At 63.4% G+C, this 24,480-nt stretch carries 29 protein-coding genes and 2 riboswitches; of the genes, 19 read left to right on the forward strand and 10 right to left on the reverse strand.

Annotated features, from left to right (window positions below; all coding sequences use genetic code 11):
* Nucleotides 1-464: 464 nt before the first annotated feature.
* From BM046_RS12820 to rpmE, 3 genes are all read right to left on the reverse strand, one after another.
* Nucleotides 465-1,727 carry a malic enzyme-like NAD(P)-binding protein gene (locus BM046_RS12820; RefSeq protein WP_090540102.1) on the reverse strand — a complete coding sequence of 421 codons (1,263 nt, stop codon included), beginning with the start codon at nt 1,725-1,727 and terminating at the stop codon, nt 465-467.
* Nucleotides 1,728-1,844: 117 nt separating this feature from the next.
* Complete coding sequence (locus tag BM046_RS12825) at nt 1,845-2,612, reverse strand: thermonuclease family protein (RefSeq protein ID WP_090540104.1); 768 nt, start codon at nt 2,610-2,612, stop codon at nt 1,845-1,847.
* Nucleotides 2,613-2,628: 16 nt separating this feature from the next.
* The gene (gene rpmE, locus BM046_RS12830; protein ID WP_090540106.1) at nt 2,629-2,844 is read right to left on the reverse strand and encodes a 50S ribosomal protein L31; all 216 of its coding nucleotides are present in this window, start codon (nt 2,842-2,844) and stop codon (nt 2,629-2,631) included.
* 209 nt (nt 2,845-3,053) lie between these two features.
* Here rpmE and BM046_RS12835 point away from each other — a divergent pair, with 209 nt between their 5' ends.
* From BM046_RS12835 to BM046_RS12860, 6 genes are all read left to right on the forward strand, one after another.
* Complete coding sequence (locus BM046_RS12835) at nt 3,054-5,270, forward strand: primosomal protein N' (protein ID WP_090540108.1); 2,217 nt, start codon at nt 3,054-3,056, stop codon at nt 5,268-5,270.
* 104 nt (nt 5,271-5,374) lie between these two features.
* The gene (argS, locus tag BM046_RS12840) at nt 5,375-7,120 is read left to right on the forward strand and encodes an arginine--tRNA ligase (RefSeq protein WP_090540110.1); all 1,746 of its coding nucleotides are present in this window, start codon (nt 5,375-5,377) and stop codon (nt 7,118-7,120) included.
* A gap of 5 nt (nt 7,121-7,125) precedes the next feature.
* Nucleotides 7,126-7,719 carry an SPOR domain-containing protein gene (locus tag BM046_RS12845; protein ID WP_090540112.1) on the forward strand — a complete coding sequence of 198 codons (594 nt, stop codon included), beginning with the start codon at nt 7,126-7,128 and terminating at the stop codon, nt 7,717-7,719.
* A gap of 139 nt (nt 7,720-7,858) precedes the next feature.
* Nucleotides 7,859-8,389, forward strand: a complete 531-nt coding sequence (gene hslV, locus BM046_RS12850) for an ATP-dependent protease subunit HslV (protein WP_090540269.1) — start codon at nt 7,859-7,861, stop codon at nt 8,387-8,389.
* Nucleotides 8,390-8,409: 20 nt separating this feature from the next.
* Nucleotides 8,410-9,750, forward strand: a complete 1,341-nt coding sequence (hslU, locus tag BM046_RS12855; protein WP_090540114.1) for an ATP-dependent protease ATPase subunit HslU — start codon at nt 8,410-8,412, stop codon at nt 9,748-9,750.
* 21 nt (nt 9,751-9,771) lie between these two features.
* Nucleotides 9,772-10,152 carry a gamma-butyrobetaine hydroxylase family protein gene (locus BM046_RS12860; protein ID WP_090540116.1) on the forward strand — a complete coding sequence of 127 codons (381 nt, stop codon included), beginning with the start codon at nt 9,772-9,774 and terminating at the stop codon, nt 10,150-10,152.
* A gap of 44 nt (nt 10,153-10,196) precedes the next feature.
* On the opposite strand, the gene BM046_RS12865 is transcribed toward BM046_RS12860, so the two are convergent.
* Complete coding sequence (locus BM046_RS12865; protein ID WP_090540118.1) at nt 10,197-10,472, reverse strand: polyhydroxyalkanoic acid system family protein; 276 nt, start codon at nt 10,470-10,472, stop codon at nt 10,197-10,199.
* A gap of 152 nt (nt 10,473-10,624) precedes the next feature.
* On the opposite strand from BM046_RS12865, the gene ubiE reads away from it, so the two are divergent.
* Genes ubiE through BM046_RS12910 form a run of 9 tightly spaced genes read left to right on the forward strand, consistent with a single transcriptional unit; the run spans nt 10,625 to nt 16,452 of the window.
* Nucleotides 10,625-11,386: a bifunctional demethylmenaquinone methyltransferase/2-methoxy-6-polyprenyl-1,4-benzoquinol methylase UbiE gene (ubiE, locus tag BM046_RS12870; RefSeq protein ID WP_090540120.1), complete on the forward strand. Its 762-nt coding sequence runs from the start codon at nt 10,625-10,627 to the stop codon at nt 11,384-11,386.
* Nucleotides 11,386-12,006, forward strand: a complete 621-nt coding sequence (locus BM046_RS12875; protein ID WP_090540122.1) for a ubiquinone biosynthesis accessory factor UbiJ — start codon at nt 11,386-11,388, stop codon at nt 12,004-12,006. The genes ubiE and BM046_RS12875 overlap by 1 nt, the downstream gene beginning before the upstream one ends.
* Entirely contained in the window at nt 12,003-13,592 is a 1,590-nt protein-coding gene (gene ubiB, locus BM046_RS12880; RefSeq protein ID WP_090540124.1) for a ubiquinone biosynthesis regulatory protein kinase UbiB, read from the forward strand. The genes BM046_RS12875 and ubiB overlap by 4 nt, the downstream gene beginning before the upstream one ends.
* 17 nt (nt 13,593-13,609) lie before the next feature.
* Nucleotides 13,610-14,023 (forward strand): phosphoribosyl-AMP cyclohydrolase, encoded by a 414-nt coding sequence (gene hisI, locus BM046_RS12885; RefSeq protein WP_090540271.1) that lies wholly within the window; start codon nt 13,610-13,612, stop codon nt 14,021-14,023.
* The gene (locus tag BM046_RS12890) at nt 14,004-14,348 is read left to right on the forward strand and encodes a phosphoribosyl-ATP diphosphatase (protein WP_090540126.1); all 345 of its coding nucleotides are present in this window, start codon (nt 14,004-14,006) and stop codon (nt 14,346-14,348) included. Before hisI ends, BM046_RS12890 begins: the two co-directional genes overlap by 20 nt.
* A 21-nt stretch (nt 14,349-14,369) precedes the next feature.
* The gene (gene tatA / locus BM046_RS12895; protein WP_090540128.1) at nt 14,370-14,600 is read left to right on the forward strand and encodes a twin-arginine translocase TatA/TatE family subunit; all 231 of its coding nucleotides are present in this window, start codon (nt 14,370-14,372) and stop codon (nt 14,598-14,600) included.
* A gap of 6 nt (nt 14,601-14,606) precedes the next feature.
* Nucleotides 14,607-14,972 carry a Sec-independent protein translocase protein TatB gene (gene tatB / locus BM046_RS12900; RefSeq protein WP_090540130.1) on the forward strand — a complete coding sequence of 122 codons (366 nt, stop codon included), beginning with the start codon at nt 14,607-14,609 and terminating at the stop codon, nt 14,970-14,972.
* Nucleotides 14,969-15,748, forward strand: a complete 780-nt coding sequence (gene tatC, locus BM046_RS12905; RefSeq protein ID WP_090540132.1) for a twin-arginine translocase subunit TatC — start codon at nt 14,969-14,971, stop codon at nt 15,746-15,748. The genes tatB and tatC overlap by 4 nt, the downstream gene beginning before the upstream one ends.
* On the forward strand, nt 15,745-16,452 hold the full coding sequence (locus BM046_RS12910; protein ID WP_090540134.1) for a 16S rRNA (uracil(1498)-N(3))-methyltransferase: 708 nt from the start codon (nt 15,745-15,747) through the stop codon (nt 16,450-16,452). The genes tatC and BM046_RS12910 overlap by 4 nt, the downstream gene beginning before the upstream one ends.
* Here BM046_RS12910 and BM046_RS12915 read toward each other — a convergent pair whose 3' ends face one another.
* Entirely contained in the window at nt 16,453-16,938 is a 486-nt protein-coding gene (locus BM046_RS12915) for a winged helix-turn-helix transcriptional regulator (protein ID WP_090540136.1), read from the reverse strand. It abuts the gene before it with no gap.
* Nucleotides 16,939-17,045: 107 nt separating this feature from the next.
* Between BM046_RS12915 and BM046_RS12920 the strand changes: the two genes are divergently transcribed.
* Nucleotides 17,046-17,774, forward strand: coding sequence for an SDR family oxidoreductase (locus BM046_RS12920; protein WP_090540138.1), 729 nt, complete (start codon nt 17,046-17,048; stop codon nt 17,772-17,774).
* A 17-nt stretch (nt 17,775-17,791) separates the two neighbouring features.
* A complete protein-coding gene (locus tag BM046_RS12925; RefSeq protein ID WP_090540140.1) occupies nt 17,792-18,382 on the forward strand; it encodes a 2-hydroxychromene-2-carboxylate isomerase in 591 nt (196 codons plus the stop codon).
* A 17-nt stretch (nt 18,383-18,399) separates the two neighbouring features.
* Here the strand turns inward: BM046_RS12925 and dtd are convergent, their stop codons facing one another.
* From dtd to BM046_RS12950, 5 genes are all read right to left on the reverse strand, one after another.
* On the reverse strand, nt 18,400-18,837 hold the full coding sequence (gene dtd / locus BM046_RS12930; protein WP_090540143.1) for a D-aminoacyl-tRNA deacylase: 438 nt from the start codon (nt 18,835-18,837) through the stop codon (nt 18,400-18,402).
* Entirely contained in the window at nt 18,837-19,808 is a 972-nt protein-coding gene (pip, locus tag BM046_RS12935) for a prolyl aminopeptidase (RefSeq protein ID WP_090540145.1), read from the reverse strand. Before pip ends, dtd begins: the two co-directional genes overlap by 1 nt.
* Nucleotides 19,809-19,895: 87 nt before the next feature.
* Nucleotides 19,896-20,477, reverse strand: coding sequence for an NnrU family protein (locus BM046_RS12940; protein WP_090540147.1), 582 nt, complete (start codon nt 20,475-20,477; stop codon nt 19,896-19,898).
* 27 nt (nt 20,478-20,504) lie between these two features.
* A complete protein-coding gene (locus BM046_RS12945; RefSeq protein WP_090540150.1) occupies nt 20,505-21,476 on the reverse strand; it encodes an META domain-containing protein in 972 nt (323 codons plus the stop codon).
* A gap of 53 nt (nt 21,477-21,529) precedes the next feature.
* On the reverse strand, nt 21,530-22,066 hold the full coding sequence (locus tag BM046_RS12950) for a DUF924 family protein (protein ID WP_090540152.1): 537 nt from the start codon (nt 22,064-22,066) through the stop codon (nt 21,530-21,532).
* A 140-nt stretch (nt 22,067-22,206) separates the two neighbouring features.
* Nucleotides 22,207-22,299: riboswitch (glycine riboswitch) on the forward strand.
* Between the two features lie 22 nt (nt 22,300-22,321).
* Nucleotides 22,322-22,419, forward strand: a riboswitch (glycine riboswitch).
* Nucleotides 22,420-22,441: 22 nt separating this feature from the next.
* Here BM046_RS12950 and BM046_RS12955 point away from each other — a divergent pair.
* Both BM046_RS12955 and BM046_RS12960 read left to right on the forward strand, forming a co-directional pair.
* Nucleotides 22,442-23,062, forward strand: a complete 621-nt coding sequence (locus BM046_RS12955; RefSeq protein WP_090540154.1) for a trimeric intracellular cation channel family protein — start codon at nt 22,442-22,444, stop codon at nt 23,060-23,062.
* Nucleotides 23,063-23,214: 152 nt separating this feature from the next.
* Nucleotides 23,215-24,426: an acyltransferase family protein gene (locus BM046_RS12960; RefSeq protein ID WP_090540156.1), complete on the forward strand. Its 1,212-nt coding sequence runs from the start codon at nt 23,215-23,217 to the stop codon at nt 24,424-24,426.
* Nucleotides 24,427-24,480: the final 54 nt, after the last annotated feature.

Consider the following 24,480-nt stretch of genomic DNA (forward strand, 5'->3'; position numbering starts at 1 on the left):
TTTGAGAAAACCCTAAACTTGGCTCAGCCTTTAATAAACTCATGAATTCACGAGTTACTTGTCAGGCTGATAATCTTGCGATCATCCAGCTACTCACAAGCACCCACACGAATTACTTGATTCCAATTTGTTAAAGAGCGATTCGGTTGCCACTTCGTTCAACCAAGGCCGCGCATTCTACGCTAACCTCCTGATCTGTCAAGCGTTTTTGTTTCGATTCTGTTGCCTCGAAACCGCCTGGCGATCGACCCGGAAGCTGTTCGCCTGCCGTGTCAGGGAGGCGCATTCTACAGGATCAGAACCCCTTGTCAACGCCTTCCGTAAAACCTTTTTCACTGCCTCGGTGACGGGGTTGAACCGGCCGCCGCAGCGATGAGGTGGCGAATTATAGACCCATTCGCCGCCTCGTCAAGCACCTTTTGGCGCACTGCTGCGCAGCCCGGTCGGGCTGCGCAGCAGCCACCTCAGAAGCAGTCTTCGACCGACTTCAGCGGGTAGTGTGCCGGGTAGGGCAGACGGGCCACGCCGCTGTCGATGGCAGCCTGGGCTACTGCAGCGGGCACCTTCTCGATCAGACGCACATCCATCGGCTTGGGAATGATGTACTCGCGACCAAATTCCAGATTCAGATCGCCGTAGGCCTGCATGACGTAATCCGGCACCGGCTCCTTGGCCAGCTCGCGGATGGCGTGCACAGCGGCGATCTTCATTTCCTCGTTGATGCGGGTTGCACGAACATCCAGCGCACCACGGAAGATGAAGGGGAAGCCCAGTACGTTGTTGACCTGGTTGGGGTAGTCGGAACGACCGGTAGCCATGATCACGTCAGGACGAGAAGCATGGGCCAGCTCCGGACTGATTTCCGGATCCGGGTTGGAGCAGGCAAAAACGATGGGGTTTTCAGCCATCAGCTTGAGCTCCGCCGGCTGCAGCAGATTCGGACCGGACAGGCCGACGAATACGTCAGCACCCTTGATCGCATCGGTCAGGGTGCGCTTGTCGGTTTCGTTGGCGAAGATCGCCTTGTGCTCGTTCAGGTCGTCGCGACCGGCATGGATCACACCCTTGCGATCAACCATGCTGATATTTTCTACGGCAGCACCCAGACTGATAAGCAGCTTCATGCAGGCTACGGCGGCGGCGCCGGCACCCAGACAGACGATCTTGGCATCTTCCAGCTTCTTGTCTGCCAACTCCAGAGCGTTGAGCATGGCTGCTGCAGTAACAATGGCAGTACCGTGCTGATCATCGTGAAAAACCGGAATATCGCACTGCTCGATGAGCGCACGCTCGATCTCAAAGCACTCCGGAGCCTTGATATCCTCAAGGTTGATACCGCCGAAGGTGCAGGAGATGCGCTTGACCGTATCGATGAAGGCCTGGGGGCTTTCCGCTTCGACCTCGATATCGAACACATCAACGCCGGCAAAGCGCTTGAACAGTACGCCCTTGCCTTCCATTACCGGCTTGGAGGCCAGCGGACCGAGATTGCCCAGACCGAGAATAGCAGTACCGTCGGAGATCACCGCCACCAGGTTGCCCTTGCCGGTGTATTTGAATGCCAGATCTGCGTCCTTGGCAATTTCACGCACAGGCTCAGCAACACCGGGACTGTAAGCCAGCGCGAGATCGCGCGCAGTAGCGGTAGGCTTGGTCAGCTCGACACTCAGCTTACCCGGACGGGGGTGAGCATGATATTCGAGTGCATCGGTTCTCAGATCAGACATGATTACAATTCCGGTCAAGTTGCTTATTGTGTTTCCGAACAATCGAGAATACAGAAAACACCTACCCCTCACAAGGCTGCCGCTGCGCCTGCTGCAAAGGGTCGCAGCGCCCTCCTGTCACTGCAGGAACATCAGCCGGGCTTCGGCCTGCGGGAGCATGTAGCGCTTCTGTCCCTGCCTCGCCCGTCCGCGATCCACCACCCAGCCACGCACTTCCAGCTCGCGTCCCGTTGCACGCAGCAACTGGTCCACCCCGACCATGTCCCGAGGCAGACGCAGGGTAAGCGGCCCATCCATATCCAGCCAGACATGCTCGCGACTGCGACTGACCCGCTCGATCCGACCACGGACAAGCTGGAAACCGGGCCCCACCTGAGCAGCGCGGCGCACGGGAGAGTACTGCCAGACACCCAGACCACGCTGGCGGGCATGCTGCTCGTGTTGAAGGTGACACTCCAGCAGACCGGTATTGGGCGGCAGACCGATAGTGAAACCCAACCCACGCATCAACAGCCTGGCCTCGATATTGGCGCCGCGGGCGTCAAACAGATGACCGAGCGTGCGACCGTACCTGTCCTGCGGCTGCGCACCAATGATCATGCGCAGCTGCGAGCCGCTGACCAGACGCAGCAGCTCCCGACGCGCGGCCTGGGCATAGGGCTCGGACGGCTGACCGTCGCGCCCCATCTCAGGTGCATTGATCCCGATCAGTCGCACACGCCGGCCATCGGCCAGATCCAGGGTATCGCCATCAATGACACGCTTGCTCGATACCACCTCGCCGGCGCCCGGCTGACTGCAGTATTCAGCATGGATCGTCGGAGCCAGTAGCCAGAAAACAAGAAAGGCGCCCCAGAGGGACGCCTTTCCTGATAACAGGGCCATGGTGATGGCGCCGGTCTTACTTCTTGGTGCTGACGGCACCGAAACGCTGGTTGAAGCGCTCGATACGACCGCCGGTGTCCACAACCTTCTGCTTGCCGGTATAGAACGGATGGCAGGCGGAGCAGACGTCCAGATAGATGTTCTTGCCCAGAGTGGAGCGGGTCTTGATCACATTGCCGCAACCACAGGTGGCTTCGATTTCTTCGTATGCAGGATGCAGATTAGCTTTCATGGTCATTCCTCGGTTTTGTGTGCCGCCACCGGACCAACCTGATCAGGCACCGCACTGTGTAATCTACCCGGCACCGAAACAGACACGAATGGACCGGAAAATAGGCCGGCGATAATAACAGAATTCCGCTGGCACGCAAGTACCGCGGTCTACAGGCCGGTCCACCGATGTTACCATCAGCTGTCTGACAGAGAAGGATATCCGCCGACGTGCCAGCTCCGATCATCCAGGTTGCCCTGCCCTCCCCATTGCGTCGCCTGTTCGATTACCGCGGGCCGGCCGGGGTGCGCGCCGAGCATCTGCCGATTGGTGCCCGGGTCCGGGTCCCCTTCGGCAACCGTCAGCTGGTAGGCCTGATTGCCGGCATCGCCGAGCATTCCAGCGTACCCGCCGGCAAGCTGAAGCAGGCAGCGGAGCTGCTGGACCACCAGTCGCTGCTGCCCGACAGTCTCTGGCAACTGTGCCGCTGGACAGCCAGCTATTATCAGCATGGCCTGGGCGACACCCTGAGCAGCGCGTTGCCCGTGCTGCTGCGCCAGGGCGAGCCGGCGCTGGCACGTCAGGACATGCTCTGGCAATTGCTCCCCGGAGCCTACCCGGAACATCCAGCCATCAGTCGTGCGCCCAAACAGAAACAGGCAGTACAGACTCTGGCCATGCATCCCCACGGCCTGTCCCACGCCCTGCTCAGCCAGTGGGGGCTGACCCGGGACGCACTGGAATCACTGGAGCGCAAGGGCCTGGTACAGAGAATCACCCAGTCACCCCACCACAGCAACGAGCCCCGTCCTCTATTAAGGGAGCCGGCGCTGCAACCCAACGACGAACAGCAGGCTGCGCTGGACCGCATCATCGCCGCCGAGGGCTTTCAATGCTGGCTGCTGGAGGGGGTGACCGGCAGTGGCAAGACGGAAGTCTACCTGCAGGCGATCGAACACTGCCTGAAGCGCCAGCGCCAGGCACTGGTCCTGATCCCGGAGATCGGCCTGACGCCGCAGACCATGGAGCGCTTCCGACGCCGCTTCAATGTGCCGGTGGTGATCCTGCACTCGGGCCTCAATGACCGCGAGCGTCTGGACGCCTGGATCGCCGCCCGCGACGGCGAGGCGAGCATCGTCATCGGTACCCGCTCGGCCATATTCACACCCCTGGCCAGGCCCGGCCTGATCATCGTTGATGAAGAACACGACCTGTCCTACAAGCAGCAGGACGGCCTGCGCTACAACGCCCGGGACCTGGCGGTCTACCGCGGGCATCTGGAGCAGGTCGGCGTGATCCTCGGCTCTGCCACACCCTCCTTCGAGAGTCTGCACAATGTCCAGCGCGGTCGCTACCAGCTGCTGCGCCTGACGCAACGGGCCGGGAATGCGCAGCCACCCCGCTTCCAGAGTCTGGATATCCGCAGTCGCCCTCTGGAGGGCGGCATGTCCCGCCCGCTCATCCAGCTGATGGGCGAGCACCTGCGCCAGGGCAACCAGGTGCTGGTGTTCATCAACCGGCGCGGCTTCGCCCCTACGCTGATGTGTCACGACTGCGGCTGGATGGCCGAGTGCCGGCGCTGCGATGCGCGCATGACCCTGCACCAGTTCCCGCCCCAGCTGCATTGCCACCACTGCGGCAGTCAGCGGCCTGTCGACCGCACCTGCCCCTCCTGCCAGGGCGAGCAGCTGCGCCCGGTGGGCGCGGGTACCGAGCGCACCGAAGAGCATCTGATCAGCTGCTTTCCGGACTTCCCGGTTCTGCGCATTGACCGCGATACCATGGGCCGCAAGCAGGCCATGCAGGAAATGCTTGCGCGCATCCACAGTGGCGAACCCTGCGTGCTGGTCGGCACCCAGATGCTTGCCAAGGGGCATCACTTCCCGGACGTGACCCTGGTGGCGATCCTGGATGCCGATGGCGGCCTGTTTTCCGCGGACTTCCGCGGCCCGGAACGTATGGCCCAGCAGATCATCCAGGTGGCCGGGCGCGCCGGACGCGCCAGCAAGCCCGGACAGGTCATCATCCAGACCCACATGGCCGAACACCCGCTGCTGCTGGATCTGGTCGAGCATGACTATGCCCGCTTCGCCGAACGGGAGCTGGCCGCGCGTCAGCAGGCCGGACTGCCGCCCTACAGTTTCACCGCTCTGCTGCGCGCAGAGGCCAATGACCTGGCCCAGACCGACGCCTTTCTCGACGGCGCGGTGGAGCTGGCCGACGGGCTGCTCGCCCGCCACCGGATCCAGGGCCTTGAGCTGCTCGGACCGGTACCTTCGCCGATGGAGCGCCGGGCCGGTCGCTACCGCGCCCAGCTGCTGATCCTGGCCACCCAGCGCTCGGCGCTGCACCAGCTGCTGCACCTGCTGCTGGTCGAACTGGAGCAGCAACCCCAGGCGCGGCGGGTACGCTGGTCGATTGATGTCGACCCGATGGACATGTTCTAGTTAAGCTGCAGCCACACCTGACATGCACAGGGATTTGGCAAGCCTGCGGTTAAGTCGGATAATGTCGGGTTTTCCACAGGCCGTAGCCGGAATCCATAGCACCCATGAAAAATCTCCTCAGCCAGTTGCTCGCCAGCGCCATCAGCACCCTGCAGACCGAAGGCGTGCTGCCCACCGATATCAGTCCCAACATCCAGGTGGAAACCGCCCGCGACAAGAGCCACGGCGACTTTGCCAGCAACCTGGCCATGGCCCTGGCCAAGCCCGCCGGCATGAAGCCCCGTGACCTGGCCGAGAAGATCATCGCCGCCTTGCCGCCCAGCGAGGCCGTGGCCCAGGTCAGCATTGCCGGCCCCGGCTTCATCAACTTCTTCCAGGACCGCGCCTGGCTGGCCCGTCAGCTGCAGCAGGCGCTGGACGATGAGCGGCTGAACGTCCCGGCCGCCGACCCTGCACTGCGGGTGGTGGTGGACTACTCCTCGCCCAACCTGGCCAAGGAGATGCACGTCGGCCACCTGCGCTCAACCATCATCGGCGATGCGGTGGCCCGGGTGCTCGAGTTCCTCGGCCATACCGTGATCCGCCAGAACCACGTGGGCGACTGGGGCACCCAGTTCGGCATGCTGCTGGCCTATCTGGAAGAGAACCCGGCGACCGCCGAAGCGGAACTGGGTGATCTGGAGAATTTCTACCGCCAGGCCAAGAAGCGCTTTGATGAAAGCCCCGAATTTGCCGATCGCGCGCGCGAGCGGGTGGTCCAGCTGCAGGCCGGCGACGAGGAGTGCCTGGCTCTGTGGCGGCGCTTCAACGATATCTCCCTGGGCCATTGCCAGGCAGTGTATGACCGTCTTGGCGTCAGCCTGACGCCTGCCGATGTGCGCGGCGAGAGCGCCTACAACGATCAGCTGGCCGAGGTGGTCGACAGCCTGCAGCAGCGTGGCCTGCTCACCGAAAGCGAAGGCGCGCGCTGCGTGTTCCTCGACGAGTTCAGAACCAGCGAGGACAAGCCCCTGCCGGTGATCGTCCAGAAGGCCGGCGGCGGCTACCTGTATGCCACCACGGATCTGGCTGCCATGCGCTACCGCCACCAGGTACTCAAGGCCGACCGGGTCCTGTACTTCGTTGACCAGCGCCAGGCCCTGCACTTCCAGCAGGTCTTCGCCGTGGCACGCAAGGCCGGCTTCGTACCCGAGGCAATGCAGCTCGAGCACATGGGCTTCGGCACCATGAACGGCGCCGACGGCAAACCCTTCAAGACCCGCGATGGCGGCACCGTGAAGCTGATCGACCTGCTGGACGAAGCGGAGCAACGCGCCTATCAGCTGGTTCAGGAGAAGAACCCCGAGCTGGATCCGGACGAGCTGCGGCAGATCGCCCGCGCAGTCGGCATTGGCGCGGTCAAGTATGCCGACCTGTCCAAGCACCGCAGCAGCGATTACAACTTCAACTTCGATCAGATGCTCAGCTTCGAGGGCAACACCGCACCCTACCTGATGTATGCCTATACCCGGGTGGCCAGCGTGTTCCGCCGCATCGACCGCGACATGCATCAACTGGATGATCTGGCCCCACTGGTGCTGGAACAGGAAGCGGAGATCGATCTGGCTGCGCACCTGGCCCAGTTCGGCAACCTGCTGCAGTATGTGGCCCGTGAAGGGACCCCCCACGCCCTGTGCCATTACCTGTATGAGCTGGCTGGACGCTTTTCCGGCTTCTACGAGAACTGTCCGATCCTGGCTGCCGAGCAGCCCGCCCAGCGCGACAGCCGGCTGCGCCTGGCTGCGCTGACTGGACGAACCCTGCAGCAGGGCCTTAACCTGCTGGGTATTACCACCCTGGAGCGCATGTAACCTGCATGGCCAAAGCACGTAAAGCCCCCCGCCGCGGCGCCAGCCGGGCCAGTCCGAAATCCGGCCCGCGGGTGCCGGTATGGCTGATCGCCTGTTGCGTGGCCGTGGTCGGCCTGTTCGTCGCCTTCCTGTTTACCCTGGAACCGGGGCAGGACAGCGTCAAGCGGGACACTGTGGTCACCCCGCCTGCCCCCAAGGCCGAGCCACCCCGGCGCCAGAGCCCGAGCTACGATTTCTACACCCTGCTGCCGGAATCGGAAGTGGTGTCACCCGGTCGTCGACCCGAGCCACCCCCGCCGCCACCGCCGCCCGCGGAGCCGCCGACAAGCAAGCCTGAACAGGCGGCGGCCCCCACCACCCAGTATTTTCTCCAGGCGGGCTCCTTCCGCCAGCGCAGCGAGGCAGACCGGGTGCGTGCGCAGATCATCCTGATGGGGCTGGATGCCCGACTCGAGGATGCCAAGCTGGCCAACGGCGAGGTCTGGCACCGGGTTCAGGTCGGCCCCTTCCCCGACCAGTCCCGCCTGGCGCAGGCCGAGCGCACCCTGTCCGGCAACGGCTTCAGCAACCTGCTGCGCCAGCAGCGCAGCGTTCGCTGAGTCCTTCCATCGGCGGCCAGCCGGCCGCCGATCTTTGCTCGACCTCCCGCTTGAATTCGTCCCGCAGCGTCCCCAGATAAGGCTCAAAGACAGCGCGTCCGTCGTGCTGCATTTTCTGAACAGCCAACAGGAGCTGCGCGTGACTACAATCGTTTCAGTACGCCGCCACGGCAAGGTGGTCATCGGTGGCGATGGCCAGGTTTCCCTGGGCAACACCGTCATGAAGGGCAACGCACGCAAGGTGCGTCGCCTGTATCACGACAAGGTGATCGCCGGCTTTGCCGGGGGCACGGCCGATGCCTTCACCCTGTTCGAACATTTCGAAGCCCAGCTGGAGAAGCACCAGGGTCATCTGGTACGTGCCGCCGTGGAAATGGCCAAGGAGTGGCGTACCGATCGCACCCTGCGCCGGCTGGAGGCACTGCTGGCGGTCGCCAACAAGGATGCCTCGCTGATCATTACCGGCAACGGCGATGTGCTCGAACCCGAGGAGGGTCTGATCGCCATCGGTTCCGGGGGGCCCTATGCTCAGTCCGCCGCTCGCGCCCTGCTGCGCCATACCGATCTGTCCGCCCGGGAAATCGTCGAATCCAGCCTGGGCATCGCCGGCGAGATCTGCATCTATACCAACCAGAATCAGACAATCGAGGAGCTGGACGCCGATACCTGAGGCGGCCGGAAGCACAGCACATGTCCATGACACCCCGTGAAATCGTCCATGAACTGGACCGCCACATCATCGGCCAGCACGATGCCAAGCGCGCCGTGGCCATAGCCCTGCGCAACCGCTGGCGGCGGCAGCAGCTGCCCGAGCACCTGCGCCAGGAAGTGACACCGAAGAACATCCTCATGATCGGGCCGACCGGCGTCGGCAAGACCGAGATCGCCCGTCGCCTGGCGCGCCTGGCCCAGGCCCCCTTCATCAAGGTCGAAGCCACCAAGTTCACCGAAGTGGGCTACGTGGGCCGCGATGTGGAATCCATCATCCGCGATCTGGTCGATGCTTCGCTGAAGATGCTGCGCCAGCAGGAAATGGAGAAGGTCGGCCATCGCGCCGAGGATGCCGCCGAGGAACGCATCCTCGATGCGCTGCTGCCTCCGCCCCGCCAGGGCACCGGCGAGGAGCCGGCGCGGGAGGACTCCAGCACCCGCCAGCTGTTCCGCAAGCGCCTGCGCGAGGGTCAGCTGGACGACAAGGAGATCGATATCGAGGTGGCCGACGCGCCGGTGGGTGTGGAGATCATGGCACCGCCGGGCATGGAAGAGATGACCAGCCAGCTGCAGAACATGTTCTCCGGCTTCGGCAAGGGGCGGCGCAAGACCCGCAAGCTCAAGGTGCGGGAAGCCTTCAAGTTGATCCGCGACGAGGAAGCTGCGCGCCTGGTCAACGAGGAGGATCTGAAGGCCCGTGCCATCGAGGCCGCCGAGCAGAACGGCATCGTCTTCCTCGACGAGATCGACAAGGTCAGCAAGCGCGCCAACAGCGGCAGCGGTGCCGATGTGTCCCGCGAGGGTGTGCAGCGTGACTTGCTGCCATTGATCGAGGGCTGCACGGTGAACACCAAGTTCGGCATGGTCCGCACCGACCACATCCTGTTCATTGCCTCGGGCGCCTTCCACCTGACCAAGCCGTCGGATCTGATTCCGGAACTGCAGGGCCGCCTGCCTATCCGCGTGGAACTCCAGTCGCTGACCCCGGAGGACTTCAAGCGCATTCTCACCGAGCCCCATGCGTCCCTGACCGAGCAGTACCGCGCCCTGCTCAAGACCGAGGGCCTGGAGGTCGAGTTCGCCGAGGACGCCATTGCCCGTCTGGCGGAGATCGCCTGGCAGGTCAATGAGAAGACCGAAAACATCGGTGCCCGCCGCCTGCACACGGTGCTCGAGCGCCTGCTGGAGGAGCTGTCCTTCAGCGCCGGGGATCTGGCTTCCAAGCAGGAGGGCAAGCCCCTGGTGATCGACGCCGCCTACGTGAATCAGCATCTGGGCGAGCTGGCGGTCAACGAAGACCTGTCGCGTTACATCCTCTGACCCGAGTGGAATCGATCAGCCATGAGCAGCCCCATCCCCACCGGCATCAAGTTGCGCAAGGCGTCACGCACGCTGGAACTGGAGTATGCCGACGGTACCCGTTTCAGCCTGCCGGCGGAGTTTCTGCGGGTGCATTCGCCCTCGGCGGAGGTGCAGGGCCATGGTCAACCGATTCTGCAGACCGGCAAGCAGAATGTTGCCCTGGTGGGCCTTGAGCCCGCCGGCAACTATGCGCTCAAGCTGGTGTTCGACGATGGCCACGACAGCGGCCTGTACAGCTGGGACTACCTCTACCGGCTCGGGCAGGATCAGGACCGACTGTGGCAGGAGTATCTGGACCGGCTGCGCCGGGCCGGCGCCAGCCGCGACCCGGATGTTTCCGTGGTCCGCATCCTGCCCTAGCAACCCGGGCAGCGGGCCCGCAGGAGCGGGCGGGCCCTGCCGGATCAGACCAGATAGCGGTTGAGCGCCTTCTCGATCTCGCCCTTGACCATGCCGGCCATCGGCGACAGCATCATGCCGAGCTTGACTGCCACGCGCACGCTGTCCTCGCCGACCAGGATGCTGCCATCCACACCGCTGCGCTGGAACGTCAGCTCGTCATCCTGCCAGCGGCACTCGGCCCCCAGCTTGGTGGCCAGCTTGTCCGCCATCTTCTGCGCTCGCACCTTGGCCTCCTCCTTGCCCAGTGCATGCTCGCGGGTAATTTCCACTGTTGCCATGATTTTCCCTTCTGAGATGTGAAAAAGGTGCATAGCATGCCGCAATACACGCATCTGCGACAGCCTGTCCTATCATACAGTTGCTTGTCGCTGCCTTCGGCGCGGCAAATACAGGTAGAATGGCCATTCAACTTGCCAGGGCAGATGCTTCCATGACTGATAAATCCAGCTCAGATCGCACCACTCACTTCGGCTTCCAGACTGTTTCCGAGTCGGAGAAGGCCGGCAAGGTGGCCGAGGTGTTCCACTCGGTGGCAGCCAAGTACGACCTGATGAACGATCTCATGTCCGGCGGCATCCATCGCCTGTGGAAGCGTTTCACCATCGAACTTTCCGGCGTGCGGCCCGGCAACCGGGTACTGGACATCGCCGGCGGCACCGGTGACCTGACCCGCAAGTTTTCCAGCCTGGTCGGTCCCACCGGCGAGGTTGTACTGGCCGACATCAACGCCTCCATGCTCAAGGTCGGTCGTGACCGCCTGCTGGACAAGGGCGTGGCGGGCAATGTTCGCTTCGTTCAGGCCGACGCCGAGAAGCTGCCCTTCCCGGACAACCATTTCGACTGCATTACCATCGCTTTCGGACTGCGCAACGTGACCCACAAGGAAGACGCCATCGCCTCCATGCTGCGGGTGCTCAAGCCCGGCGGCCGACTGCTGGTGCTGGAATTCTCCAAACCGGGCAACGAGCTGCTGTCCAAGGCCTACGACCGCTACTCCTTCACCATGCTGCCGCTGATGGGCCGCCTCATCACAGGGGATGCCGACAGCTACCGCTATCTGGCCGAGTCCATCCGCATGCATCCGGATCAGGAAACCCTCAAGGGCATGATGGAAGAGGCCGGCTTTGCCCGGGTTACCTACCACAACATGACCGGCGGCATCGTCGCCCTGCACCGGGGTATCAAGCCCTGATGCCCAGCCGTCTTCTGCTGGCCGGGGTCGAACGCAGTCTGCAGCTGGCCATTCAGCAGGACCCCCTGACCGCCCAGCGCCTGGCGGCACTGCAGGGCCGGGTCATCCTGATCCGCAGCCGCCAGCCGAGCCTGTCGGTGTACCTGCTGCCGGGGGCGGATGGGCTGCGCCTGAGCAGCGAGCACCATGCCGAGGTCGACTGCAGCCTCAGCGCACCGGCGAGCCTGCTGGCACGTCTGGCCCTGAGCAGTGATCGGCAGCAACTGCTGCAGGCGCCGGAACTGGAGCTCAGCGGTGATACCCAGGTACTGGTGCAGCTGCAGAATATCTTTGCCGACCTGCGGATCGATGGCGAGGCGGCGCTGGCGCGCTGGCTTGGCCCGGTGGCGGCGCATGCCATAGGTCGTGCGGCCCGCCAGGGTCGCAACTGGCTCGGCACCAGCCAGGCCAGCCTGGAGCAGGCCGTGGCCGACTACCTGACCGAGGAAGGCCGCCAGCTGGTCGGGCGCGCCGAGGCGGATGTGGCTGCCGCGCAGATTCACGAGCTGCGCCTGCAACTGGATCGACTGGACGCACGAGTACAGCGTCTGTCGCACCCCGATACTGGATCCGATGCATGAACCTGACTGCCTTTCTGCGCCTGTTTCGCATTCTGCTGGTGTTCACCCGCTACCGCCTGGACCAGATCCTGGCTCCCCTGCCGCTGCCCTGGTACATGCGCCTGCTGCTGATCGGCCCCTGGAAGCTGTACCCGGCCCCCAGGGACCTCAGCCGCGGCGCCCGCCTGCGTCTGGCCTTCGAGAACCTGGGGCCGGTGTTCATCAAGTTCGGCCAGATCCTCTCCACCCGCCGCGACCTGCTGCCCGATGACATCGCCACCGAGCTGGCCTTCCTCCAAGACAAGGTTCCGCCGTTCGCCCCGGCCGAGGCCCGCCAGCGCATCGAGGAACAGCTGGGCGTTTCCATTGCCGAGGCCTTTGCCGAATTTTCTGACGAGCCATTGGCCTCTGCCTCGGTGGCCCAGGTACACAGCGCCCGGTTGCACGACGGCAGCGAGGTGGTGGTCAAGGTGGTGCGCCCGGGTATCGAGGATGTCATCCATCAGGACATCCAGTGGCTGTACCTGGCTGCCCGCACCCTGGAGAAGGTCTCGCGCGAGGGTCGTCGACTGCGCCCGGTCGAGGTGGTACGGGATTACGAGCAGACCATCTTCGACGAGCTGGATCTGTATCGCGAAGCGGCCAACGCCTCACTGCTCAAGCGCAACTTCCAGGATTCACCGGTACTCTACGTGCCGAAGATCTACTGGGACTGGTGCCGCCACAAGGTACTGGTGATGGAGCGCATCAGTGGCGTCCCGGTCACCGACATCCAGGCATTGCGCGCCCAGGGTACCGACATGAAGAAGCTCGCCGAGCGTGGTGTCGAGGTGTTCTTTGCCCAGGTGTTTCGCGACAGCTTCTTCCATGCCGACATGCATCCGGGCAACATCTTCGTTGCCCACGGCAGCCCCGACGAGCCCCAGTACATCGCCATCGACTTCGGCATCGTCGGCAGCCTGACCCCCGAGGACCAGACCTATCTGGCGCGCAATCTGATGGCCTTCTTCAAGCGTGACTACCGTCGGGTGGCCCAGCTGCACATCGACTCCGGCTGGGTCCCGCCGGAGACCCGGGTCAACGAATTCGAAGCGGCCATCCGCAGTGTCTGCGAGCCCATCTTCGAGCGCCCGCTGAAGGACATCTCCTTCGGTCAGTTGCTGCTGCGGCTGTTCCAGACCGCCCGCCGCTTCAACATGGAAGTGCAGCCCCAGCTGGTCCTGCTGCAGAAGACCCTGCTCAACATCGAGGGCCTGGGACGTCAGCTGTATCCGGAGCTGGACCTGTGGCGCACCGGCAAACCCTATCTGGAACGCTGGATGCGCGAGCGCGCAGGTCCCCGTCATCAGTGGCAGAACCTGCGCCAGCATATGGAGCGCATACCGCCGCTGTTGCAGACCACCCACCGGGCGCTGGACAATATTGCCCAATGGGAGCACCATCCGCGGACACACCGCAAGGATGCCCTTGCCCTGCGTCTGCTTGGCGCAGCCCTGATTGCACTGGGAGCAGGCACTCTGGGCGCCGACCCGAATACCTGGATCCAGACCCAGCCGATCTACTGGCTGTCTCTGGCCGCCGGCGTCTGGCTGGTATTGCGCCGCTGACCTGTTCAGACATGACCATGACCGATACGCATACAGATACCACCTGGCTGGACTGCATCAAATGGGATGCCAACGGCCTGATCCCCGCCATTGCCCAGGACCACGAGACCGGTCGGGTACTCATGGTGGCCTGGATGAACCGCGAAGCCCTGCAGCTCACCGTGCAGGAGAACCGTGCCATCTACTGGTCACGATCCCGTGGCAAGCTGTGGCGCAAGGGCGAGGAGTCCGGCCACGTGCAGATCCTGCACGAGCTGCGTCTGGACTGTGACAGCGACGTCATCATCATGCAGGTCGAGCAGCGGGGCGGCATCGCCTGCCACACCGGCCGGCAGAGCTGCTTCTACAAGGTCTACAGCAATGGGCAATGGCAGGACAGCGACCCTGTCCTGCGCAACCCGGAAGACATCTATGAACACAAGCACAACTGACACCCTGCAGCGCCTGGCCCAGGTGCTGGAGCAGCGCAAGCAGGCCCCGGCCGACAGCTCCTACGTGGCCAGCCTGCATGCCAAGGGACTGAACAAGATCCTCGAGAAGGTCGGTGAGGAATGTACCGAAACGCTGCTGGCGGCCAAGGATTGCCAGCATGGCGGCGACACACGGGAGCTGATTTATGAAACCGCGGATCTGTGGTTTCATAGCCTGGTCATGCTCAGTCACCTGGGCCTTGGCCCGGACGATGTCCTGAAAGAACTGGAAAGGCGTTTTGACTTGTCCGGCCTGGCCGAGAAAGCAGCGCGTGTCACTAAGTAGGGCGATGCCCCGGAGGTAAAGATGGGTTTTGGTGGAATCAGTATCTGGCAACTGGCAATCATCCTGCTGATCGTGATCCTGCTGTTCGGCACCAAGCGGCTGAAGGGCATCGGCTCCGATGTGGGCGAGGCCATCAAGGGCTTCCGCAAATCGATGAACGATGATGACAAGCCCTCCGTGGAGCAGCGCAAGGGCGAGACCCTGGATGTGCAGGCGGAGAAGAAGACGGAATCCACGTCGCACAAGGACTGATGGTCCATGTTTGATCTCGGCTTTCTGGAAATGGTGGTGGTCGCCGTGGTCGCCCTGCTGGTGCTCGGCCCCGACAAGCTGCCGGGCGCCGTGCGCACGGTCGGTCTCTACGTCGGCCGCATCAAGCGTGGCATGGCGGAGGTACGCAGCCAGGTGGAGCGGGAAATCGGCGCCGATGAACTGCGCCAGACCCTGCATAACGAGAAGATCATGGCCGATCTGGCGAAACAGTCGACGACCTCCAACGTCAAGCGCACCCAGCCCGACGCTACCGCTGCGGCACCCACAGCCGATGCCGCTGCGCCGAGCGCCGAGGCCGTCGAACCGGCGCCCGGCGCACCGTCCACCGATGACCCGGCCCCACGCCCATGAGTGATCAACTGCCCCCCGAGCACAACGACAGCCACATGCCGCTGGTTGCTCACCTGACCGAACTGCGTTCGCGCCTGTTGCGCATCGTGGCGATCTGGCTGCTGATCTTCCTCGGCCTGTTCTACTTCGCCAACGACCTGTATACCTTCCTGTCGGAGCCGCTGCGCGCCTTCCTCCCGGAAGGCACCAGCATGATCGCCACGGACGTCGCCTCGCCGTTTCTGACGCCCTTCAAGCTGGCCCTGATCAGCGCCCTGTTCCTGGCCATGCCCTTTGTACTGCACCAGTTCTGGGGCTTCATCGCACCGGGGCTGTACAAGCACGAGAAACGCATCGCCCTACCGCTGCTGGCGTCGAGCATCATCCTGTTCTATGCCGGCATGGCCTTCGCCTACTTCGTGGTGTTTCCGCTGATCTTCGGCTTCTTCACCAGCGTGGCCCCGGAGGGGGTGGCGGTGATGACCGATATCAGCTCCTACCTCGACTTCGTGATGACCCTGTTCCTGGCCTTCGGCCTGTCTTTCGAAATTCCGGTAGCCACTGTGCTGCTGGTGCTGGCCGGCGCCGTGGACGTTGCCAGGCTCAAGGCAATCCGCGGCTATGTGATCGTCGGCTGTTTCGTCATCGGCATGCTGCTGACCCCGCCGGACGTCATCTCCCAGACCATGCTGGCGCTGCCCATGTGGCTGCTGTATGAGGTAGGTATCCTGTTTGCCGGCTTCCTCAAGCCGGTTCAGCGCGATACTTCCGGACAGGATGACAGCGCCGGCGCATGAACCTGCTGCTGCTGGATGAGCCCGATTTTGTTTCGGCCGACCGTGTGCTGCTGCGGGGCAGGCGCCTGCAGCACATGCGCGAGATCCATCAGGCCAACCCGGGCGACAGCCTGCGGGTCGGCCTGATCGGCGGCCTGATGGGCAGCGGCCGGATCCTCTCGCTGACTGCGCAACAGGCCGAACTCGAGGTCAGCCTCGACCAGCCACCGCCACCGAAGCTGCCCCTTACCCTGCTGCTGGCCATGCCCCGGCCCAAGATGTTCCGCCGCATACTGCAACACTGTGCCACCCTGGGCGTGGCGCAGATAGTGCTGCTCAACAGCTACCGGGTGGAAAAGAGCTTCTGGCAGACGCCCTTCCTGCAGCCGGACAGCATCCGCGAGAATCTGCTGCTGGGCCTGGAGCAGGCGCGGGACACCATACTGCCCGAGCTGCACATCGAGAAACGCTTCAAGCCCTTCGTCGAGGATCGACTGCCGGAGCTGCTCGGCGACAGTCTGGGCCTGGTGGCCCACCCCGGTGACTATCCACCCTGCCCCAGGGCAGTCGACGGCGCAGTCACCCTGGCCATAGGCCCGGAGGGTGGCTGGATAGCCTACGAGGTGGACAAGCTGATCGAAGCCGGGCTGCAACCGGTACAGCTGGGCGAGCGCATCCTGCGCGTGGAAACCGCCGTCACTGCGCTGCTTGCCCGATTGGGGTGATCAGCGCACCTGGGGCAGCACTTCCTCCACCCGGTCGCCCCAACCCTCGCCGGGCTCCACCCGTATATCCCGCGCACTTACCTGTTCACCGCATTCCGAGCAGCTGATGAGCGGCCGCATGACCTGACCACAGCCCTTGTGCACGTGACGCACCGGCGCTCCTCGCTCATCAGCCATGTGCCGGTCGCCCCAGCTGACCAGCGCCAGGATCACCCCATGCAGGTCCAGCCCCCGCTCGGTGAGTCGATACTCCTCGCGCAGTGGCCGCTGCTGGTAGGGCACCCTGATCAGTACGCCATGGTCGACCAGCTTCTTCAGGCGGTCAGCCAGTACATGCCGGGTGATGCCCAGGCGCTTCTCGAACTCGTCGAAACGCCGGATCCCTAGAAAACAGTCACGCAGCACCAGCAGGGTCCAGCGATCGCCGACCACCGCCAGGGTACGTGCCAGGGAGCACGGCTGCTGATCCAGTTCTTCCCAACGCATGACAGTTCTCCTCATCCGAGTGTCACAGCATAGCTTGACAAGTTCTTTAAAGGAACCGACTATGCAGTGAGTTCCTTAAAAGAACCCATAACAAGCGAGGAGGACTCATGTCCAGATCCCCAGTAACCGTGGTCATAGGTGCGGGCGATGCCACCGGCGGCGCCATCGCCCGCCGCTTCGCCCGTGAGGGGTACACCCTCTGCGTCACCCGCCGGCAGGCGGACAAGCTTGAACCGCTGGTGGCGGCTATCGAGCACGAAGGTGGTCGAGCCCACGCCTTCGGCTGCGATGCACGGCGCGAGGAGCCCATGGTCGAGCTGTTCGAGCATATCGAGCGGGACATAGGCCCCATCGAAGTGGCGGTGTTCAATATCGGCGCCAACGTGCGCTTCGGCATTACCGAAACCACCGAGCGGGTCTATCGCAAGGTCTGGGAAATGGCCGCCCTGTCCGGCTTCCTGACCGGGCGCGAGGCGGCCAGGGCCATGCTGCCCCGGGGCCGGGGCACCATCATCTTCACCGGCGCTACCGCCTCCCTGCGTGGCGGCAGCGGTTTCAGCGCCTTTGCCGGGGCCAAGTTCGCCCTGCGCGCCCTGGCCCAGAGCATGGCCAGGGAACTGGGGCCCAGGGGCATCCATGTGGCCCATCCGATCATCGACGGGGCCATCGATACGGCCTTCATCCGTGACAATTTTCCCGAGCGCTATGCGCTGCGGGAGCAGGACGGCATTCTCGATCCCGAGCACATTGCCGAGCAGTACTGGCAGATCCATTGCCAGCCCCGGGACTGCTGGACCCATGAACTGGATCTGCGCCCCTGGATGGAAACCTTCTGATTGACGGAGAACACGAGATGAGCAAGCAGGTAGAGTTCTATTTCGATGTGGGCAGCCCGGCCAGCTACCTGGCCTGGACCCAGATCGCCCAGTTGGCCGAGCGCCATGGCGCCGAAGTGGTCTATCAGCCCATGCTGCTGGGTGGCGTTTTCAAGGCCACCGGCAACGCCTCGCCGGCATCGGTGCCGGCCAAGGGTCGCTACACCCGCATCGATTTCGAGCGTTTCGCCCGGCGCTATCAGGTGCCCTTCGCGCAGAACCCCTTCTTCCCGATCAACACCATGCAGCTGATGCGCGGAGCCGTCGCACTGCTGGATGGCGACCAGTTCCAGCCTTATGCGGATGCTGTCTTCCGAGCGATCTGGGTGGAGGGTCAGAACATGGGCGACCCGGATGTGGTGGCCCGGGTGCTCGGCGGTCAGGGGTTCGATGTGGCAGGACTGCTGCAGCAGATCAATGACCCGGCGGTGAAGGAGCGCCTGCGGCAGATCACCGAGCGCGCCATCGAGCGCGGCGTGTTCGGCGCACCGACCTTCTTCGTCGGGGACGAGATGTTCTTCGGTCAGGACCGGCTGGACTTTGTTGAGGCGGCGCTGGCAGAGAGCTGAGGAGCAGAGGGCAGTCCTCAGGTCTCCAGCAGAATGGTCACCGGCCCGTCGTTGACCAGGTGTACCTGCATGTCAGCGCCGAACCGGCCGGTGGCAGTCTGCGGCCAGGTCTTGCGGGCCTGCTCGACCAGATAGTCGAACAGCTGCTCGGCCTGCTGCGGCGGCGCCGCGGTGGAAAAGCCCGGACGCAAGCCCTTGCGGGTATCCGCCGCCAGGGTGAACTGGGACACCAGCAGCAGCCCGCCCTGCACATCCTGCACCGAGCAGTTCATGCGCCCCTCGGCGTCGGCGAATACCCGGTAATTGAGCAGCTTGTGCAGCAACCGATCGGCACTGGCCCGGTCATCCTGCGGCTGCACGCCGACCAGCACCAGCAAGCCCTGATCGATGGCCCCGACGACCTCACCTGCGACCTCCACCCGGGCCTGGCTGACCCGTTGCAACAAACCCTTCACTATTCCGCCTCCGGCGCCAGCTTCAGCAACCGCTGCGCCATGCTCTGGGTGGCGCGCACCAGCGCATCGGCAATGCCCGGCTCGCCCGCCGAATGACCGGCATCGCGGATGATCTGCAGCTCGCTGCCAGGCCAGTTGCGGTGCAGCGCCAGGGCATTGTCCAGCGGACAGATCATGTCATAGCGGCCGTGCACCAGGATGCCCGGAATATGGGCAATCTTCGGCATATCGCGCAGCAACTGGTTGGGTTCCAGAAACGCCTTGTGGATGAAGTAATGGCACTCGATGCGCGCCATGGCCAGGGCACGCCGGCATTCGGTGAAGCGATCGACCACCTGGGCGCTGGGCCGCAGGGTGGCGCAGCGGCCCTCCCAGGCCGACCAGGCTCTGGCAGCATGCATCTGGCAGATCTCGTCATCCCCGGTGAGCCGGCGGTAGTAGGCACCGACCATGTCGCCCCGCTCGGCCTCGGGAATCAGTGACTCGTACTCCTCCCAGTAGTCGGGGAAGATGCGACTGGCACCCTGCTGGTAGAACCAGTGGATGTCCTCGTCACGGCACAGGAAGATGCCGCGCAGTATCATGCCCATGACCCGCTGCGGATGCGCCTGGGCATAGGCCAGTGCCAGGGTGGAACCCCAGGAGCCGCCGAACAGGACCCACTGGTCGATGCCCAGGTGCTGGCGCAGCACTTCCAGATCGGCCACCAGGTGCGCCGTGGTGTTGTTCTCCAGACTGGCATGGGGCGTCGAGCGACCAGCACCGCGCTGGTCGTAGGTGATGATGCGATACACCGAGGGATCAAAGAAGCGTCGGCTCAGCTCATCACAGCCGCCACCGGGGCCGCCGTGAATGAACACCACCGGAAGCCCGTCTTCGCGGCCGCTTTCGTCCACGTAGAGCACATGGGGTGGTTCCACCGCCAGATCATGGCGCGCATAGGGCTTGATCGAGGGATACAGCAATTGCATGAGTCTTGACTCCCATGCGGCAGCCCGGCTCCGGGTCTGCCGCAACTGGTGTTGGACCGGCGCCACGGCGCCGGGGGTTGGTTTGCCTCAGCCGCCGAACGGCCGCACGCCGATCAATGGCCAATGCAACAGCAGGGCAAACACCACGAAGCCCACCAGCCCCAGCACCACCGCGATCAGATCACGACTGGCACCCCGGGCCGGATAGGTGATGCCGGTCTGGCGATCCCGGCGGCGCAGCACGATGAACAGCGCTACCGCCCAGGCGAGAAATCCGCCGAACAGCAAGAGGTCGGCGAGGGTGCCATTGGCGATCAGGTGCGCCAGTGCCCAGAACTTGACCCCCAGCAGCATCGGATGGCCGACCCGGGCACGGATATGGGTACCGGGTACGTAGGCCGCCGCCACCAGAATGAACGCCGGGATGGTCAGCAGTGCCGCCAGATGCCGTGTCCAGACCGGAGATACCCACAGCCACTCAGGACTCAGACGCGCCTGGCCATAGCCCCAGATGATCAGAATCAGCCCGGCCAGGGAGACCACCGCATAGATCCCCTTCCAGGTCAGCAGGCCCAGCCGATCGATCTGCCGGACCCGCCAGTCCGCCGCGAACAGGCGAACGGAATGCATGCCCAGAAAGAGTATCAGACCCAATATCAGCGCCAGCATGTGTTTCTCCCTATCCCCAGTTTATCTTCAATGTTCCAGACGCGCCTTGAGGGCGCCCTCGGACGTGTACAGCAGCAGGGCACCGGTGTCATCGATATCGAAGCGCTGCACCTGTGCCAGGCTGTTCAGAACCCGCTGTTCCTGCTCCATCAGTGCCGGTGAGCAGGCCATGCGGGTGGTAGCCGCCTGGCCGATGGCAAGGCCTTCACCGCTGAGCTGATACTGTCCCATGAGATTGTTGCAGGATGCCCGGCCGGTCAGTTTGCCATCCTGCCAGAAACGCAGGGTCACCCGCGAGCGGTCGATGATACCGCCGCCCAGGATGTCCTCGACCACCCATTCTCCGCCCTGCAGCAGGCGGGCCGGATCGCCCCCGCAGCCCAGCAGCTGCTCGCCTCCAACCTCGACGCGTACCCGTTGCGGATAGGGCATGCCGCTCATGTCATCCCGGCAGATTTCATCGCGCAGCTGCAGACGAATCGGCGGCTCATCCCGGGTCAGGTATTCACCTTCGTCATCACCGGCCTGCCAGGTCTGCACGGGCAGCTCACCCTGGTTCAGGCGATTGAGTTCCAGCTGTCCCTGCTCGGCCCGCAACGACCAGAAAGGCTCATTGCCCGACGCGCGGAAGGGCTCGATGAGCGAACCGGGCGGTACGCACAGGGGGTACTCCACGCCATCCAGCAGCAGACTGGCCTGATCGCCCTTGAACCAGAGGCTGGTCTGTTCCTGCTCCTCCCCTTCAGCAGCCCCTTCCCCGTCCTGTCGTTGCACATAGCGGGCACCCGAGGCACTGACGGCCTGCTGCAGCTGTCGCTGCTCCCCGCCGATCTCCAGCTGCAGTGACTCGCCTTTACCCTGAACGCGGATCGGCAGCTGGCCGCAGCGCAGCTCGGTGCTGAAGGGGGTGTCCGCGTCCCGGCGCTCATCTTCTGCGGCGCCGCAGCCGGCCAGCAGGACGCACAACACCGTCCCTGTCAGCCCTGTGATTGTCTTCATGCTGTTGTCTCCTGTTGGTCCACTCGAGGGACACCTGCTGCATTGACCACTGCTCAGAAGGACGAGCCCGGCTGGGCAAGAAAGTCCCGCTCCTCCGGGGTCGATTCCCGACCAAGGACAGCGTTACGGTGCGGATAGCGTCCGAAACGCCTGATGATATCCCGGTGCCGCCGTTCATAATCCAGGCTGCTCTCCATGCCCGGCACATCGAACAGCACCACGGCCCGGTCATGCATTGCCAGCGACTCGCTGTGCATGAAGGGCATGTAGAGAAAACTGCGCTGCATCACCGGCAGCGCCTGATCCATACCCAGCGCGATCGCCTCCTGCGCCAGCACCAGGGCCATGCCATCCTGGGCGAAGGCGGCGGGATGGTCGCGGAACAGATTGCGCGAGAACTGATCCAGCACTATGACCTCCGCCAGTCGGCCTTCGGCGCTGGTGCGCCAGTCCCACAACTCGCCGGCAGCCGCCTGCCGGTGCACCTGGCCGAAGCGCTGACGAATCAGCTCATCCAGCGCACTGTCACGCCTCCACCAGTCGGCCGGCTCGAGTTCATCGAACCAGAATGTCAGTATTGCCTGATACATGGCTTGCTCCGGTTGTCCTGATCCGACCCAGTGTAACCAATCCCACACTGCCGCGGTTGGATGCGCCGCAAAAGGCGCAGGGGATTGGGCGGCCGCAAGCCTGCGCCTGCACTGGAAAAGGGCACGCCTTGGAGTATAATCCCCGGCTCGCAGGAGAGAGGGACTTATCCAAGCTCCCCGCCGAAGGCGCAAACTCCCATAATCGCTCAGGCACCAGTTACTGCGAATCAGATCCGACACTGCCACGGCAGTGCCGTACCGCCAGCTGGAGAGAGGTTGTTCGACAACCCACCGAAGGGGCAAGCAGTCCATCGACTGCGTAAACTCTCAGGTAAAAGGACAGGGGGAGAGGCGACACAGCTTGAGGACTCCTGTGTGCTTCTCTATATCTATCTGATCGCCATCACTGCCGAGGCCATGTCCGGCGCTCTCGCCGCGGGACGGCGCAACATGGACCTGTTCGGCGTGGGCTTCATTGCCTTCATCACCGCACTGGGTGGCGGCACTGTCCGCGACATGCTTCTGGGCAACTATCCGGTGACCTGGACCCAGCATCCCATGTACATCCACCTGACGATCTCAGCCGGATTGCTGACCATGCTGGTGGCGCGCTACATGCATCGCCTCCACACCATCTTCCTGGTACTGGATGCCATGGGCCTGATCGCCTTCACCGTGATCGGCTGCAATGTTGCGCTGGAGCTGGGCTACACCACCACGGTGGTGATCATGGCCGGCATGACCACGGGCATCTTCGGCGGCATCCTGCGCGACATCCTGTGCAACCGTACGCCCATGGTACTGCGCAAGGAGCTGTACGCCAGCGTGTCGCTGCTGGTGGCCATTCTCTACCTGACCCTGCGCCACCTAGACGTCAACCACGATCTGAACCTGCTCGCCTCCTTTGTCTTCGGCCTGACGATTCGCCTGGCGGCCATCCGCTGGAGCTGGTCATTGCCGGTATTTTCCTATGCGCCGGGGCGCTGGAGTGACTGATAGCTGGACGCCCTTTCAGGTAGCGGCTAACGGTTGTCGGTGGGCGCTGATACTGATATTAGTATGCCTGCCGCTCTTCCCGACAACCTGAACACAGGTTGGGGTTACTGCGGTACTTCATAAAGACGGTGCCATCGCCACAGGGACGTGACATGCAGAAACATAACAAGGACATTCAAGTCCTGAGAGCCCTAGCCATTCTGCTTGTGCTGGTGCATCACGGCCGTCACGGACTTTTCGCGTCGCTGCCCCCCCAATGGGAACGCTTCTTCGCCTACTTTTTCGGCACGAGCGGAGTGGATCTGTTTCTGGTCATCTCCGGGTTCGTGGTATCCCGTTCATTTCTGGCCACGCTAAGCGTTACCCCAGCACCCCACGCACTGAAAATTTTCTGGCTCAAACGCATATATAGGATCTTGCCGGCAGCCTGGTTCTGGTTGGGTGTGGTATTGCTGCTAACCATCTTTGTAAACGAGTCCGGAGCCTTCGGCAGTATTCGCTCCGCCGTGGAAGGGGCGATCGCAGCGGTAATGAACGTTGCCAACGTCCGCCTGGCTGACTGCTTCCAGCAGCTCTTCGAGTGCGGCCCCACCACGGTATACTGGAGCCTGTCGCTCGAAGAACAGTTCTACCTCCTGCTACCGATCCTCATTCTGGTGTCCGGCCGGTTCATCCCGTACCTGTTGATGGCCTTCGTACTGACCCAGATCGTTATCGTCCCACTGACATTACCCGATACATTTCGCTCTACCGGGCTGGCGTTGGGAGTCATTCTGGGCTGGTATTCCAATACTGCCGGCTACAGGACCTTCTTCATCGGCGCAGCCGACCGCAACAAAGCCAGATTGTTCTTTGCGGTGCTCTGCATATGCCTCGCTGTAACGCTGCACCCGGCCCTTAATATAGTATCCATGCGGCTGGGGTATCAGCTGGTCGCCATAATCTCGGCCATCATGGTCTACATGGCTTCGATGGAACAGATCGATTTTGCGGGCACTGGCCGGATCCGCACCCTGCTTTGCTGGATCGGCGACAGATCATATTCTCTGTATCTCAGTCACATGCCCGCACTCTATCTCTGTCATGAGATATTCCATTACCTCCCGGCGGAGTTACTGGAACAGGTAAACAGGAATGCCACTGCCGCCATCCTGTATTTCACTTTATCGGTGACTGGAGCGGCACTCAGCTACCGCTACCTTGAGCAACCCTTCCTTCGCGCTGGCCGAAGCCGCATAGCCGGGCTCATGCCGCCGAGGGTCAGCGTTCCCTCCGACGGCAGCACCGATACCCCTGCGTCGGTCAGCAACCCGCCCCGCCCTGTGCACATACCGACGCGGACCGCGGAGGAGGCGCTGCCCTGACCGGCAGCGCTCTCAAACCCGTACAGTCTCAAGCTGATCAGACTGTCGACCAAG

The sequence above is a fragment of the Halopseudomonas formosensis genome, from assembly GCF_900115905.1.
Classification (GTDB): Bacteria; Pseudomonadota; Gammaproteobacteria; order Pseudomonadales; family Pseudomonadaceae; genus Halopseudomonas; species Halopseudomonas formosensis.